Consider the following 15,654-nt stretch of genomic DNA (forward strand, 5'->3'; position numbering starts at 1 on the left):
GGCGCATGGATCTCGGCCATGAAATCCGGACCGACGTCGCCGAGCTGCAACTTTTCGGGTGCGCCACCCAGGCTACGGCGCTCACCATCGCACTCGCCCTGCGAGAGGCGATCGGAAGGCGAATTGGTGTCGATGCCGACGAGATGGGCTTCGCGGCTCCAGAGGCCGTGCACCCCGCGGACGCGCCGAACTGGAGTGCGGTGGTGTTCGATCGAGCCAGCGGCGGTGCGGGGTTCTCGGCGGAGCTGGCAAGAGATCCCGTCAGCCTTTTGAGAACCGCCCGAGATCTCTTAGATTGTCGAGCAGAAGGCCGGTGTGGAGATGCCGACGCGGTCCATGCATGCCCACGATGCGTACTCGCGGCCGACAGCCAGCATGCTGCGGACGACACGGACCGGAAGGCGGCGTTCGAGCTGCTCGACGAAGTCGTCCGAAGGCTGGCTTTACCGGCGCGGTATGCGGTGTTCGGCCCGACTACCGTCTATGAGACGTCTCCGCTGACGGAAGCCTTTTCGAAGGCGATGGAAAACGACCCTGGGTCTCGACTTTGGGTCTGGCTGGACGCGGATCCGACCAACTGGGACTTCGCGACATGGCCTGCCGGCCGCGTCCTCGAACGGTGGAGCAGGCGCGGGCGCACCGTACACCTCGTCGTAGACGAACAGGCCTTGAGGGCAGCCGATCCGGTGACCCGACGAAACATCGTGTTCTGGTCACAGCGCGTCGGCGCGGATCTGGTTCCGAGACCGGCCGGCGCGGCTCTGACAGGGATGGTCTTTGCAAACGGCAAGGCGATTGCCTGGTACGGTGGAAGCTCGCAGAACCCAGGTGGCGCGGTCGACGCGCTCGCCGCGGCGCCTGGTCAGCCGGTAGTGAGAGGGACGATCGCCTCTGTCGACTTCAACGACGCGATCCAGCCGGAGACCCTCCTTCAGGAGGGCGCCCGCGAGATGATATTCGACGTGGCCGACGAGCTCGACGGACAGGCGGAGGGCTTCGGCGAGCGCCTCAAGGCGCTGATGAAATCGGGCTCGCCGGAACTCGATCGCGTCCTGTCCGCGGCGTGTGTCTCGCTCGCGTACACCGACAAGTACGTTTCAAGTCCGCTGACGGTACGCTTGGTAACGGAGGTCGTCCGGGCATTCGCTAACGCGACCACCCGCGTCGAGGTCGTGACCCTCGCGCAGCGCCAGAACCCGTCCCGGCGCAGCGGAGGCCTCGCCGCCGATTGGAAGGACTTCGCTATCCGCGATCTCGTGCTCGAAAGCCTGCTCTCGACCATCTCCCCCCTCGCCCGTGTGCGTCACGAGGAAAAGATCCAGCATCGGCGCGAACTTCGGATCGTCACGACGGCCGGTGCAGGATCCTTGTTCTTCGATCAAGGTGTTGGATCGTGGCGAGTTGCTTCGTCGTCGTTCGACCACGACGCTCCGGTGCGGGATCAAGTTGCGGAGTTGGGTCAGCCGTTCACGATCGAGAATGCGCCTCACGGTACCTTCTTGGGAGTGAAGTTGGATTAGCACTCGGAGCCAACCGGATTAAGCGCCAGAGACTACCCCCGCGAATTCTGCCTTTAACAGCACCGCGCTGATATTCATGTGCTTGAATTCGATCGACCCTTTCGATCGACCGGTTCGAGCTTGCAGAACGCGATTATGCTCGGCCTTGTTGACCCGCTGCCCGGCGAGATCGGCCGCCATCATCGCGAAGTAATCCGCGACGACGGCAGCAACTTCATCCCGCTTCCAGTCCTCGCCCGCCATTACCACCATCCCTAACCCGACGCGTCGTCGAACAGGTCGATCTGGGTGGAAGCGATCTTCATGCTGCGACCCTAGCTGTTTTCTTCGCCGCCGGCTGCCAGTAGTCGCCTCCGATAACAGGAAGCAATGGCTTCGTCGTAGCCGAAGACCTGGCTTGATACTCAGGGTCCGGACGAGGCAGGCCACCTCGGTGACTCTGTGGGTGGCTCCCCGACGGCACTGGAAAAGCGGCGCCGATTATGGCCAGCAAGGTACTGCGCTCCGCACAAATGAGACCGCTGCGACAATGACCACGGACTTCCACGTCATCCCGTCGAATCTCGCGAGCCTTCATGACGCCGAAGAGCAGCTCCGCGGGAAGGCAATGAGCATCATTGCCTGCGACGAACGACTGCAACTGCACCTGGCGATCGTTGAGGCCGCGATGGACGTCGGCGACATCTTTCGGCAGTTCGACACCTGCGATGAGGACATGAAGGTCGCGCAGGTTCTCGGCATGCGAACCTTCAACGCGTTCGGCGCGAGCCTGAAGTTGGCCCTTTCCGGCTACCACCAAAACAGTGCCCTGATCCTTCGCGACGTGCTGGAAACCGTATTCCTTCTGGACCTTTTTAGCGGGGACCGCGCCCTCATCCCGCTCTGGCGCCTCGCGGATAAGAAGGCACGCATGAAACAGTTCTCGCCGATCCGGGTGCGCGAGGCGCTCGACGCCCGCGACGGCTTCACCTCGAAGCGGCGTGCCGAGATGTACGAGCTGTTTTCCGAACTCGCAGGCCATCCGAACATGAAATCGGCCTGGATGATGCGGCCGCAAAAGGATAGCGACGCCGTCATTGGCCCATTCATGGAGGAGACGGCTCTCGAAGCGATTATCTCCGAGATGGGGCGCCTTGCCGTTCAAGCGGGAGAGCAGATCAATGCATTCTTCCCGATTGACTGGTCTCCCGCATTACCAAGCCGCCTGGCGTTTGCCCAATGCAAGCGAGAATGGCTCTCGAACTTCTACCCTGCTCCGCGCCCCGAAAGCTCTTGAACGATGACTGAGAATAAAGAAGCCGAACGCTCAGATCTCTGGGTCGAATGGCTGCGAGCCTATGTAGCAGCCTCCACTCGCTTTACGCAGGAAGATCCTGTCGAGGTTGCATCCGAAGAAGAGAGGGAACTGGTCGCCATCAAGGCCGCGCTCTACGCGCGTGCGCTGACGCTCTGCAAGGGAGCTCTGCTTCTCATTGAGAACGATCGGCAACTGGATTTCCGCGTTCACTCCCGGGGCGTCATCGAGGCGGTCATGTACCTTATTGCCCTCGACCGCGACGCTGCCTTCGTCACGAAGATGAAGGACGACGACTACCATAGCCGACAAAAGCGCGTGAAGTTGCATCTCGACGCGAAGGATCTCAAAGGGTCGGCCGAAGTCAGGCAGATGCTGAAGGACTTCCACGCGCAGGGGCTGCAAGGCGCCGAGTCAATCCAGGCATCGAAACTCCTGAACGGTAGCCAGTTCGAACGACTCTACCGCACCTATCGGGACATTTCCGGCGACGCTGCGCATGTCAGTATCACCTCGTTGGACCGTCACTACGTCGAGAACCCGGAGGACCACTCGGCAATCTTGATCATCGATCCGCCGCTCGAAGGCTTCGAGTTGCATATGACCTTCGCCGAGCTTGGAATATCGATGACGATTGCGACGCTGATCCTGATGAAGGCGAAAACCAAGACGAGCCTTTGGGACGAGTTCCAGGCACTGCTGGAGCGCTACCGAGAACTTCAGAAGGTGGAGGCGAGGTCGGCCGCGTCAGGTGATGCCTCCGTCGAAAGCTGCACGGCTTCCAGCTAGGAACGATTACCTGACGCCCTCGCGATCCAGTTGGGCGTGGAGCGTCATCACTCCGGTCATTCTCTTGGCGGCCCTGCGGTGGCCAGGCCACCCATGGGTGGTTGCCCGCGTCATTGATCACCTTGCTGCCGACTTCCATTCGGAATTCCCCTACGTAAGAGGCTTCCCCCTGATCTTCCAGATCGCCGATTACGGCCTCATCGGTGCCCCCTTCGCTGTCCTGCCGGAACTCGACGCCGAGCTGGCCAAGGCTGGTGAGTAATACGCCGGCCCCCCCCTTGGACGGCCCCAGGTCAGCTTGGTGGACAGATGCGCATTTTCTGTTGCCGACCGAGTATCTCCCGCTAATCTGTGGCTACGCCGGAATCGTCGGCGTGGCCGCTGCCTTGGCGAAGGATCGCTGATCCAACGAACACCAAGCTCTCTAGCGTGACCGCAACCTTTTCCGGCCGCCAGAGACGAGCAGCGCGTCTCGTAGGCCGGGGTAAAGGATGCGATCGTGTATTCGAGCCTCGCGGGCGCCAAGAAATGCGCCAAGCAACTCCACCATATTCTCGATGCGGCCGGAGTGGACTTTCCGCTCGCCAAATGCCAGGCGGCCGTAGCCAAAGCGGGTGGCTATAAGGACTGGCATGAACTGACCGGGCGGGTTTCTGCACGAACGGACACCCATCTCCCCTATGACTACTGGGGCGATTTGCTTGAAATTCTGCCGGAACCCTGTCGAGCTCCGGTTGCTTGGCATCTCGATGGAGAGGCCATCTCGCAACCCAAAGAACCAGGCACTGAGAATTGGATCCGTGCCGTGGTGCCTTACGGCTTCGGGCTAGAGGTCATTCACCGCAGCCGCTCGCCCCTGTTGCAGCCGGGGACCGGTAAGGGACAGAAGCTCCGGCAAGGCATCGTGTCGGGGATTCTTCTCAACATGGGCGGAGGAGACGACTTCACTTTACGGCTGGAACCCGAAAGCCTGACCGTGTGCGCTCCCGGGGAACCGCGGCAGCTCCTCCCGCAGCTCGCCTCCAAGCCCGGCTTCGATACCGCCCTGATGGCAGTGATCGATGCGGGTATCCTGAAGGTCGAGAACGGCGTCACGAGAGTACTCGCTCCAGAGGACCCCGCGCTACGTACAGAGATATTGGAGCGGGCCCGTGATTGGAATGTCCAGAAGATGCCCAGGCTCAACCACTTCGAGGCGGACCCCGAGTTTTGGGCCGCCGTGCAGCACCAATACGATATCGACCGTGCCGAGGCTGGACCCAAGGCGCCATATGACGATCTGGACCATCGAGGAATTCTCCTCAGCAGCCGCTTCTCGGTCCTTCACGAGTTCGAAAGGATGCAGCGCGTGGTCGATGCGATGCCGGACTGGGTTCGGCTCTCTGTTGCTTCGATCTGGTGCGATTCCCTGGCCTGCGCCTGCTACAGTGTTGAGCTCAAACTCGGCATGCATCGTGACGGACTTCCGGAAGAGGTATGCGACTGCTTCCTCACCGTATGCGGCGGCTTTAACGGCCTCGTCGTGCGCCACGGCTCGAAGTCGATAGACTTCGACTGCAAGTGGCCCGCCGACGACGCCTACTACGCTAGCATCGATTTCCCCGAGGTGGACGACCTCACCCTCGAAGTGGACTGACCCCTCTGCGTCGGCGCGATTGTCTCGATTGAGCGCCGACGCTTCCTCTCCGAATTCGCCAACTGCTGCTCGCCGTAGGTGAGGGGCTCGGCTGCTCGGCTCGCCGCGGCTGGCAGCGACGGTGTCGGCATCCTTCAAGCCATAATGTCATCTTTCGAATAATTTCTGTCGTATTTGGAACAGTGCGCCTCCGATACCAATCCAATATTAGTCGACCAATTCAAAACGCCGGGCGCAGCGCCAGCCAGAAAATTGGCGAATTAAAATTGCTGTCTGATGACGTATTAAAAGTCGCCAATACGGCAACTTTCAATACGCAACGCTTTTGCTCTAATATAAAAACCAAGAATAACAATATTTGCAGAGGGGAATTCTGCAATGTCTCGGGTAGATGAACGGTCGACGGCTGGCAAGCCGTTGCCTGTACGGGAACATTTGCGCCTTCTCATCGTCGGCGCGGGTCCGGCTGGCCTGGCCGCGGCGCTTGAAGCTGCTCGGCGCGGCGTTGAAGTCGTTTTGGTCGATGAACATCCCGTCGACAGCGCCCTGATGGGCCTCGACGTCCCTTTCCATTTCGGCCAACGCATGAGCGGAGCGACCCGCAACAAGACGCGCATGATGGAAGCGATCGCGGCTTCCGATGACCGGATCGCGGAAGCCTTCGAAGCAGGAGTTGACGTTCGTCTTGGCGTCTCCGCTTGGGGCCTGTTCTCCCCCAAGCCCGGCCTCCGTTGGCTGACCCGGCCGATCGTCGGTCTCAGCGATGGCGAGAGCAGTTGGTACGCTTCCTTCGATGCCGCGATCCTCGCCACGGGGCGTCGCGATATCGGGCTGGCTTTCCCGGGTTGGGAATTGCCCGGCGTCATGGGCGTCACCGCAGCACAGACGTTGCTGCAACGCTATGACGCGCTGGAGAGCCAGCGGATCATCATCCTCGGCTCCGGCGCCGAGGCGACGAGCTTTGCCCAGGCAGCCGTTGTGGCTGGGCGAACCGTCGTCGCGATGGTCGAGGTCGCCGATGCTCCCCGTGACGCGGAAGGCTGCGTGAAGCTCGCATCCCAGGGCGTAGCGGTCCTGACGGGAGCGATGGTCGCTCGCGCGACCGGTGGAGCGGACGGCGTCGAAGGCGTGGAGCTGAGTGGAGCGGACGCTCGCCATCTTCCCTGCGACACGGTGGTGCTCGCCATTGGAATCGCGCCCGTAATCGAGTTGTTCGACGTCGCCGGCGCCGAGATCGCTTTCGTGGGCTCTCGGGGCGGTCACGTGCCGCTGACGGACGCCGATGGCCGAACCTCCATTCCCGGCCTTTTCGCAGCCGGTGACAGCGCCGGGATTACCCGGGGCAAGACGGCAGACCCCGCGATCGCGGCGGAGGAAGGTCGTCGCGCAGCCGCTGCGGCCTGCGCGGATCTGGAGAGCGACGCGCACGTTCCCTGGCAGGCCCTGCCCGCCGATGACGCGGCAACCGAGGAAGTCGAAGCCAGCCGCACGGCGTGGATCCAGGCGGCGATGGCGGTCGCCGATCACGAGACGCACATCTGCCAGTGCGAGGAGGTCAGCATCCCCGATCTTCTCGGCGTTCGACCGCCGCGTTACCTCCCGCGAGATCAGGCACCGATGCGGGCGCGTGACCTCGCCTCTCTCGCCAATGACGGCCTCGTTCACCAGGACCAGATCAAGCGGCTGACCCGTGCGGGCATGGGACCCTGCCAGGGACGACGTTGCCGTGAACAGGTCAGCGCGGTGCTGGCGCGGGCAACGGGGACGCCGCTCGCGAAGCTTCCGCTACCGAGCTATCGCGCGCCGGTCCGGCCGCTCCCGCTCTCCGCCTTCGCGGAGGATCTCGAACCCGGCGTTGTCAGCGACAACTGGGAGGGTTGGTTCGGCATATCCGGCCAATGGGACCCGTTCTGGACGCTTGCCGATGGCGCCAGCGCGGAGGAGCGCTCATGAACGCGACCGTCGGGACCAAGGGCGCCAGCGTCATCGTCGTAGGTGGCGGCGTCACCGGCTTGAGTAGCGCCTGGTGGCTTGCCCGGGCGGGCGTCGACGTCATGGTCATCGAGAAGGGCATCGTCGGCTGGGGCGCTTCCGGACGAAACGGCGGCGGCGCAACGCATCATCAAAGCCCCCTCTTCGTCGAGGAGCAGCGGCTCTGGCCGCAGATGGATGAACTGCTCGGCTATCCGACCGAATTCCAGCCGAAGCGCATTCGCATCGCTTTGAGCGACCAGCAGGTCGAGGAGTTCAAGATCGGCGTCGACAATACGCGCGGTCAGGGCTTCCCCGCCGAATGGCTCGACCCGAAGCAGGTCCGCGATCTCGTTCCCCTCGCCGGAAACAATGTCGTCGGCGGCGTCTATTACGAGCGCGGCGGCCATGCGAACCCGCAACGGACCGTGCAGGCCTATGCCTGGGCTTTGCAGGATCTGGGCGGACGCATTCTGCAACATACCGCAGTGACCGGCTTTCAACGCCGGGGCGGCAAGGTCGTCGCAGTCGAAACCAGCGCCGGCGTCTTCTCCTGCGACACGCTGGTCCTGGCCGCCGGGCCGCAGACCGGTCGGCTGTCTGCCCTGCTAGACAGCGAAGTCCCGGTCACCGCGGCACGGGCCGAAATGATCGTCACGGAACCGCTGCCGCTGATGCCGATCGGCGGCGTCGACGGCAACCACCTCTATGGTCGCCAGACCTTACGCGGGAATCTCGCCTATGGCGGCGGACCGCATGAGTGGCTGAGACCGGAGGATGATGCGTTCGCGGCACGCCCCTCGAGCCCGCTCGCCCGCAATGTCGCCAAGCGCCTCGCCGAACTCTTCCCGAAGGCCGCCCATATCCGTGTGATCCGGAGTTGGGCAGGAGTTATCGAGAACACGCCGGACGGTCGTCCCGTGATCGATAGGCTCCCGACCGCCGCGAACGTGATCGTCGCGACCATGTCGAGCGTGGGCTTCGGCCTGTCACCGGCAACGGGCCGCGCGATCTCGCAGCTCGTGATCGACGGCCGGTGCGACTTCGCCGACCTGTCGAGCTTCCGCTTGTCGCGCTTCGGCAACCTGAGCCCGGACTGGCGCGAAGAGCGCGGCTGGCTTCCCCCTCAAACGGAAGATGACGATGCCCGCGCGGCCTGAACCGATCGCCGACCGCTATTCGGCCTGGCGCCTGCTGAAGGAGAGCTTCTCCGGCAATCAAGGCTGGAGGCCCGCCTGGCGCAAGCCAGAGCCCAAGGCTTCCTATGACGTGATCATCGTCGGCGGCGGTGGTCACGGGCTGGCGACGGCGCATTACCTCGCCAGCGTTCACGGCATCACCAATGTCGCGGTGGTCGAGAAGGGGCCGATCGGCCTCGGCAATGGCGGACGCAACACCACGATCGTGCGCTCGAATTACGGACTGCCGAGTAATACGCGCTTCTACGAGCACTCGCTGAAGCTCTGGGAGGGCCTCGAGCAGGACCTCAACTACAACGTCATGATGAGCCAGCGCGGCGTGCTCAACCTGTTCCATTCGGACTCGCAGCGCGACGTCGCATCAAGGCGCGGAAACTCGATGCGGCTTCAGGGCGTCGACGCGGAGCTGCTGGATCGAGACGGGGTGCGCGCATACGCACCGTTCATCGAGATGGATAATCCGATGTTCCCGATCTTTGGCGGCCTGATGCAGCGGCGCGGAGGCACCGCACGGCACGACGCGGTGATCTGGGGGTTCGCCCGGGCAGCCGACCGACGCGGCGTCGATATCATCGAGCAGTGCGAGGTTACGGGCATCCGCCGCGAAGGCGGGCGCGTCACCGGCGTCGAGACCACTCGGGGCTTCATCGGCGCCAAGAAGGTCGGTGTCGCCGTTGCCGGAAATACGTCGCGCCTGGCGACGATGGCTGGCCTGAGCCTGCCGGTGGAATCCCACCTGCTCCAGGCCTTCGTCTCCGAGGCGATCAAGCCGATGATCGACGGGGTCGTCACCTTCGGCGCCGGACACTTCTACATCAGCCAGTCGGACAAGGGCGGCCTCGTCTTCGGCGGCGACCTCGACGGTTACAACTCCTACTCCCAGCGCGGAAACCTGCCGGTGGTCGAACACCTGCTGGGCGCGGCTGTCTCGATGATCCCTGCCCTGTCCCGCCTGCGGGTGCTGCGGCAATGGGCCGGCATCATGGACATGACGATGGATTCCTCTCCCTTCATCTGCAAGACGCCGATCGACGGCCTCTATTTCAACGGCGGCTGGTGCTACGGCGGTTTCAAGGCCACTCCCGGGTCCGGCTGGTGCTTCGCCCATACGATCGCTCGGGACGAGCCCCACGCCTTCAACGCCGACCTGACGATCGACCGCTTCCGCGACGGCCGCATGATCGACGAACGGGGTGCCGGCCCCAACCCCTGGGCGCAGTGAGGGGCGGCGGCAATGCATCTGATCCCCTGCCCCTATTGCGGCGAACGTCCCCAGGACGAGTTTCACTATCGCGGGGACGCGACGGTGAAGCGACCGGCACCGGATTCCGGCGAACAGGCCTTCTACGACTACGTCTACACGCGGGCCAATCCGCGCGGCTGGCACGATGAATGGTGGCACCACTATGCGGGCTGCCGACAGTGGATAAAGGTTCGGCGGAACACGCTGACCCATGTCGTCGCGGCCTCGGCCGGACCTGCCGAAGCGCTGCCGGAGGCGACGCCATGACTTCGAAGCGCCTGCCCTCCGGCGGATCCGTCGATCGTGCCAAGACGATCCGCTTCAGTTTCGATGGCCGCAGTTTCACCGGCCACCCGGGCGACACCCTCGCCTCGGCTTTGCTCGCGAACGGGGTCAGGCTCGTCGGACGGTCCTTCAAGTATCATCGGCCTCGCGGCATCATGACCGCAGGGCCTGAGGAGCCGAACGCGCTCGTCGAGTTGCGGGAAGGCGCGCGGCGCGAGCCGAACAGCAAGGCCACCGAAATCGAGCTGCATGACGGTCTGGTCAGCGCCAGCCAGAACCGCTGGCCCTCGCTCGCCTTCGACCTGATGGCGGTCAACGGGCTTGCCGGTTCCACCTTCTCGGCCGGGTTCTACTACAAGACCTTCATGTGGCCGAAGAGCTTCTGGGAAAAGCTGTACGAGCCGCTGATCCGGCGCGCCGCAGGCCTCGGGCGTGCCGCATCCCAGCCCGATCCCGATCACTACGAAGCGATGCACGCGCATTGCGACGTGCTCGTCGTTGGTTCGGGCGCGGCCGGTCTCGCCGCGGCGCGCGCGGCCGGCGAAGCTGGAGCCCGCGTCATCCTCTGCGAGCGTGACTTCCTTCTCGGCGGCGGCCTCCTCCTCTCCCCCGCAGACGAAGCCTGGCGGAGGGAGATGCTGTCGTCCCTGGAAAAGCTACCGAACGTCGAGATCCTGACCCGGACTAACGTGTTCGGCTATTACGACCACGACCTGCTTGGAGCCGTGGAGCGCGTTGCGGATCACAAGCTTCAGCCCGACGCCCATGAGGTGCGCCAGCGCTATCGGACGTTCCGGGCCAAGCAGGTCGTGCTGGCCACCGGCGCGAGCGAGAGACTGATCGCGCTTCCCGGGAACGACCGCCCCGGCGCGATGATGGCCGGGGCGGCGCTGACCTATCTCCGCCGGTTCGGCGTAGCCCCCGGCAGGAATGCCGTCGTCTTCACGAACAACGACAGCGCCTACGAAACAGCCCTAGCCCTTGCCGAGGCGAAGACCGGAAAGGTTACGCTCGTCGACGTCCGGGCGCAGAGCTCGCTCGCCGACGCACTGGCGGCGCGCGGCATCAACGTCAGGCTCGGCTGCGAGGTCTCTTCCTTCGACGGCAAGACGGCCGTGATCCGCCGTCGTGGGGGTGCCGGGGGCGAGAAGATCGTCGCCGACCTCCTCAGTCTCTCTGGAGGTTGGAACCCGAACGTTCAGCTTGCCAGCCAGTCCGGCGCGAAGCCCCGATGGGACGCGTCTCTGGCGAGCCATGTCCCTGGAGACCCGGTGCAGGCCGAACGGTCGGCGGGGGCTGCCAACGGCACCTTCGGCATCGGAGCGGCCGCGCAGGAAGGCGTGAAGGCCGGTCTGGAAGCGGCGGCAGCGGCCGGGTTCGAAAAGCCATCGGAGTTTGCTCTGCCCCGACCCGGTCGGACCGAGCAGCCGATCGCTCCGTTCTGGGAGGTCAAGGGCCCCGGCAAGAGCTTCGTCGACCTGCAACATGACGTCACCGCCGACGACATCAGGCTCGCTCATCGCGAGGGCTTCAGCCATGTCGAGCATGCCAAGCGCTACACGACGCATGGCATGGCGACCGACCAGGGCAAGCTCGGAAGCTTGGTGGGATCCGCGATCCTGGCCGAGGCGCGCGGGGAAACGGTCGACGCCGTCGGCGTGCCGACGCACCGGCCCTACACCATGCCGGTCGCCTTCGGAGCGCTGGCGGGGCACGCCTCGGGCGCGCACTTCCAACCCGTCCGCCGCACTGCATTGCATGATTGGCACCTGCGAAACGGTGCGGCCATGCAGCCGACCGGTGCCTGGCTGCGACCCTTCTTCTATCCGAAGCCCGGCGAGACCGGTTGGGATCCGATCTTCCGCGAGGCGCGCGCCGTCCGGTCGTCCGTCGGAATCTGCGACGTCTCCACCCTAGGCAAGATCGACGTCCAGGGCCCCGATGCCGCGACCTTCCTGGATCGCCTCTACATCAACACCTTCTCGACGCTAGCGGTCGGCAAATGCCGCTACGGCGTGATGCTGCGCGAGGACGGCATCGTCTTCGACGACGGCACCACATCCCGGCTCGCCGAGGACCACTTCCTGGTCACCACCACCACCGGCAATGCCGCCCCGGTGTTGGAACACATGGAGTTCCACGCGCAGACCGTCTGGCCCGAACTCGACGTCCAGTTCTGCTCGGTGACCGACCAGTGGGCGCAGATCGCCGTCGCCGGACCGAAATCCCGCGAGACGCTCGCCGCCGTCGTCGAGGGTCTCGACATCGCCAATGAAGCCTTCCCGTTCATGGGCGTGGGCGAAGGCAAGATCGCCGGGGTCTCCGCCCGCCTGTTCCGGATCAGCTTCTCCGGCGAACTCGCCTACGAGATCGCGGTACCGTCCGGTCAGGCCGAGACCGTCTGGGAAGCAATCCTGGCTGCGGGCAAGCCGTTCGGCATCGTGCCGTACGGGCTCGAGGCTATGAGCCTGATGCGGGTTGAGAAGGGGCATGCCGCCGGTCCCGAGCTGAACGGACAGACGACCGCCGCCGATCTCGGCATGGGCCGAATGATGAAGAAAAGCGGCGACGTGATCGGCCGCGTGCTTGCCGGTCGCCGGGGTCTCGCCGACCCCGGCCGCCCGCGCCTGGTCGGCCTCCGCCCCATCGATGCAAGCAAACGCCTGCGCGGCGGCGCCCATATCGTGCGGGAGCCCGGATCGGGAACCAGCATGGGTTGGGTCAGCAGCGTGACCCAGTCGATCGAACATAATTGCTGGATCGGCCTCGCCCTCGTCGAGAACGGTGAGGCCCTGAAAAGCCAGCGTCTCTTCGCCGTCTCGCCGCTCCATGACGAGAGCGTCGAGGTGACGATCACCAGTCCCCATCATGTCGATCCGGAGAACGCTCGTGTCCGCGCCTGATCGCCTTTCGCGCGTCCCGGCCTCCCGCTCGCTCTCCGGTGGGCAGAACGGAGGAGATGCCCTCACCATCACGGAGCAGCATGATGCGCTGGTGCAGGTCACCGCGCGCAAGGGGCGTCAGAACGACGTCTCCGCCACCCTCGGCCGTACCTTTTCGATTGAGCTGCCCGCTTCCGGTCGCGTCGCCAGCGGTTCGGCCGGAACGGCGATCTGGGTCCAGCCCGGAAGCTGGCTTATCCGGGCATCGGGCGATCACCGGGAGGAGCTGGCAGCGCGTCTCCGCCAAGACCTCGATGGTACCGCCGCCGTGGTCGATCAAAGCCACGGTCGAAGCGTGTTCGAGCTCAGCGGCAAGCACGCACAAGCGGTCCTCGCCCGCCTGTGCCGCCTGGATTTGCACGATCGGGCGTTCCCGCCCGGGAGCAGTGCCTCGACCATCGTCGGCCATGTTTCCTGCCAGCTCTATCGCAATGAAACGCCGGCCCCCTCGTTCAGCGTGATCGTCGGCTCGACCTTCGCCGAATGGCTTCTCGACGAACTGCAAGGTGCCGCCGCCAGCCAGGGCTGGAGCTTCCAGCCCGCGCAGAACGCTGCCGCATGATCTCTCCCACCGACCAGAACCGGAACAGCGCGCCATGACAGCCCATCGTTCCAACCGACAGCTCGGTTTCCAGACGCGATCGATCCACGAGGGCTACGACCCGCTGTTGGAACGAGGCGCGGTCTCGCCGCCGATCTACATGACGTCGACCTTCGCCTTTCCCAATGTTGCAGCAGCCGACGCGGTGGTCGCCGATGAGGCCGAGGGATTCCTCTATGGGCGCGAGCACAATCCCACGCAGCAATTGCTGGAACAGCGCGTCGCCTCGCTGGAAGGCGCGGAAGCCGGGGTCACGGCCGCATCCGGCATGGCGGCAATCAGCTCGCTCTTCCTCTCGCTGCTCTCGCCGGGCGACGAGATCATCGTTCACCGAACACTCTACAACAACACGACGGCGCTGACGGGCGAGGGTCTGCCGCGCCTTGGGATCAATGTCGTCAAGGTCGACCTGTCGGTTCCCGCCAACCTGACAGCGGCCGTGACGGAGAAGACCCGGCTCGTCTACTTCGAGACTCCGATTAACCCGACCGGAGAAGTTCTTGATATCGCCGCGATCTCGGCTCTGGCGCACCAGGCCGGATTGCGGGTCGTGGTGGACTCGACCTTTGCTTCACCCGCCTTGCAGCGGCCGCTGGAGCTCGGCGCCGACATCGTCGTCCATTCTCTGACCAAGTACATCAATGGCCATGGCGACCTGCTCGGCGGCATCGTGCTCGGCGATGCCGAGACCATGCATAAGGTGCGCGGGCTGGGTCTTCGCTATCTCACCGGCGCGACGCTCTCGCCGATGGCCTGCTTCCTCGTCCTGCGCGGTCTCAAGACGCTCAAGGTGCGGATGCGCCAGCACAGCGAGAATGCGCTTGCCGTAGCCCAGATGTTGGACGCCCACCCGGCCGTCCGCGCCGTTCGGTATCCCTTCCTGGAGAGCAGCCCTGGGTATGCGATCGCCCGCAAGCAGATGGGCGGCGGCAGTGGCATGATGTCGTTCGAGCTGCACGCCGGCTACGACGGTGCAGTGCGGATGATGGACCGGCTGAAGCTCATCGCCCGCGCCGTCAGCCTGGGCGACGTCGAGTCGCTCATCATGCACCCGGGCGGTTTGTTGCAAGCGCGGCGCAAGGTCTACCCCGAAGCCCAACTCGGCACCGGCGTCACCATGGACCTGATGCGACTGTCGATCGGCCTGGAAGATGCCGACGACCTGATCGCCGACCTCGAACAAGCGCTGAGCGGAGACTGAGCCATGAACGGAGACGTCATCGGTTACATCCTGCGCCGGATCCTGCACTCGATCCCGCTCGTCATCGGCGTCTCCATCATCGGCTTCGGCATCATGCATCTGGCGCCCGGTGGGCCGCTGGCGGTCTACACCTTGAACCCGACCATCACGGTCACGGACATCGAACGCCTCCGCGTCGCGCTCGGCCTCGATCAGCCCATCCACCTGCAATATCTGAGCTGGGCGAAAGCGATGCTGACGGGCTCCTGGGGAGTCACCTTCTTTGGCGGTCGTCCGGTTCTCGAAGTCATCCTCGAGCGAGTGCCGGCGACGATGATCCTGATGGGCACGTCTTTGGCGCTGGCCATCGTCATCGGCACGCTGATCGGCATCCTCGGCGCGGTCAAACGCAGCTCGATCTTCGATTATCTGGCGACGACGGGCGCCATGCTCGCCTTGTCCTTTCCGACCTTCTGGTTCGGGCTGATGGCGATTTATGTCTTCGCGATCCAACTCGGCTGGCTGCCGTCCGGCGGCATGTACGAGCTTGGCGAGGAGGGTAACCCTTGGGACTTGGCCCGCCACCTCGTATTGCCCGTGATGGTGCTGACCCTGGTTCTGCTGGCCACATGGAGCCGCTATTCGCGCTCAAGCTTCCTCGATGTGATCCAACAGGACTACATCCGCACCGCACGGTCGAAGGGACTAGGTGAGCGCCAGATTCTCTTCCGCCACGCCCTGCGCAACGCGGTGATCCCGCTGGTCGCTCTGCTCGGCGTGCAGTTGCCGACCCTGTTCTCCGGAGCCCTCGTCGCGGAGACGATCTTCAGTTGGCCCGGGATGGGGCGCCTCTTCGTCGATGCGCTCAACATGAAGGAATACCCCATCCTGATGGGGATGATCATGTTCACGGCGCTCTTCGTCATCGTCGGCAATCTGATCGCGGACGTCGCCATCGCGGCGATCGATCCGCGCGTGAAATTGGCCTGAGGAC

General features: G+C 64.3%; 14 protein-coding genes. 13 read left to right on the plus strand and 1 reads right to left on the minus strand.

What is annotated here, in order from left to right; translation table 11 throughout:
* Window positions 1-5 precede the first annotated feature (5 nt).
* Window positions 6-1,520 (plus strand): DUF1998 domain-containing protein, encoded by a 1,515-nt coding sequence (locus ACFJGT_RS10905; protein WP_377848534.1) that lies wholly within the window; start codon window positions 6-8, stop codon window positions 1,518-1,520.
* A gap of 18 nt (window positions 1,521-1,538) precedes the next feature.
* On the opposite strand, the gene ACFJGT_RS10910 is transcribed toward ACFJGT_RS10905, so the two are convergent.
* Complete coding sequence (locus tag ACFJGT_RS10910; protein ID WP_377848535.1) at window positions 1,539-1,763, minus strand: hypothetical protein; 225 nt, start codon at window positions 1,761-1,763, stop codon at window positions 1,539-1,541.
* A gap of 286 nt (window positions 1,764-2,049) precedes the next feature.
* Here ACFJGT_RS10910 and ACFJGT_RS10915 point away from each other — a divergent pair, with 286 nt between their 5' ends.
* From ACFJGT_RS10915 to ACFJGT_RS10970, 12 genes are all read left to right on the plus strand, one after another.
* On the plus strand, window positions 2,050-2,796 hold the full coding sequence (locus tag ACFJGT_RS10915) for a hypothetical protein (protein ID WP_377848536.1): 747 nt from the start codon (window positions 2,050-2,052) through the stop codon (window positions 2,794-2,796).
* Between the two features lie 3 nt (window positions 2,797-2,799).
* Window positions 2,800-3,603 carry a DUF5677 domain-containing protein gene (locus tag ACFJGT_RS10920; RefSeq protein ID WP_377848537.1) on the plus strand — a complete coding sequence of 268 codons (804 nt, stop codon included), beginning with the start codon at window positions 2,800-2,802 and terminating at the stop codon, window positions 3,601-3,603.
* Between the two features lie 97 nt (window positions 3,604-3,700).
* Window positions 3,701-3,865, plus strand: a complete 165-nt coding sequence (locus ACFJGT_RS10925) for a hypothetical protein (protein WP_377848538.1) — start codon at window positions 3,701-3,703, stop codon at window positions 3,863-3,865.
* Window positions 3,866-4,102: 237 nt separating this feature from the next.
* A complete protein-coding gene (locus ACFJGT_RS10930; protein ID WP_377848539.1) occupies window positions 4,103-5,239 on the plus strand; it encodes a hypothetical protein in 1,137 nt (378 codons plus the stop codon).
* Between the two features lie 435 nt (window positions 5,240-5,674).
* Window positions 5,675-7,192: an FAD-dependent oxidoreductase gene (locus ACFJGT_RS10935; RefSeq protein WP_377848540.1), complete on the plus strand. Its 1,518-nt coding sequence runs from the start codon at window positions 5,675-5,677 to the stop codon at window positions 7,190-7,192.
* Window positions 7,189-8,370, plus strand: coding sequence for an NAD(P)/FAD-dependent oxidoreductase (locus ACFJGT_RS10940; RefSeq protein ID WP_377848541.1), 1,182 nt, complete (start codon window positions 7,189-7,191; stop codon window positions 8,368-8,370). Before ACFJGT_RS10935 ends, ACFJGT_RS10940 begins: the two co-directional genes overlap by 4 nt.
* Window positions 8,354-9,631 (plus strand): sarcosine oxidase subunit beta family protein, encoded by a 1,278-nt coding sequence (locus tag ACFJGT_RS10945; protein WP_377848542.1) that lies wholly within the window; start codon window positions 8,354-8,356, stop codon window positions 9,629-9,631. Before ACFJGT_RS10940 ends, ACFJGT_RS10945 begins: the two co-directional genes overlap by 17 nt.
* A gap of 12 nt (window positions 9,632-9,643) precedes the next feature.
* Entirely contained in the window at window positions 9,644-9,919 is a 276-nt protein-coding gene (locus ACFJGT_RS10950; protein ID WP_377848543.1) for a sarcosine oxidase subunit delta, read from the plus strand.
* Entirely contained in the window at window positions 9,916-12,840 is a 2,925-nt protein-coding gene (locus tag ACFJGT_RS10955; RefSeq protein ID WP_377848544.1) for a sarcosine oxidase subunit alpha family protein, read from the plus strand. Before ACFJGT_RS10950 ends, ACFJGT_RS10955 begins: the two co-directional genes overlap by 4 nt.
* Window positions 12,827-13,441: a sarcosine oxidase subunit gamma gene (locus tag ACFJGT_RS10960; protein ID WP_377848545.1), complete on the plus strand. Its 615-nt coding sequence runs from the start codon at window positions 12,827-12,829 to the stop codon at window positions 13,439-13,441. Before ACFJGT_RS10955 ends, ACFJGT_RS10960 begins: the two co-directional genes overlap by 14 nt.
* Window positions 13,386-14,681: a trans-sulfuration enzyme family protein gene (locus ACFJGT_RS10965; RefSeq protein ID WP_377848546.1), complete on the plus strand. Its 1,296-nt coding sequence runs from the start codon at window positions 13,386-13,388 to the stop codon at window positions 14,679-14,681. Before ACFJGT_RS10960 ends, ACFJGT_RS10965 begins: the two co-directional genes overlap by 56 nt.
* A gap of 3 nt (window positions 14,682-14,684) precedes the next feature.
* Entirely contained in the window at window positions 14,685-15,650 is a 966-nt protein-coding gene (locus ACFJGT_RS10970) for an ABC transporter permease (protein ID WP_265059607.1), read from the plus strand.
* Window positions 15,651-15,654 lie beyond the last annotated feature (4 nt).

It is taken from the genome of Allobosea sp. UC22_33 (assembly GCF_042700715.1).
Classification (GTDB): domain Bacteria; phylum Pseudomonadota; class Alphaproteobacteria; order Rhizobiales; family Beijerinckiaceae; genus Allobosea.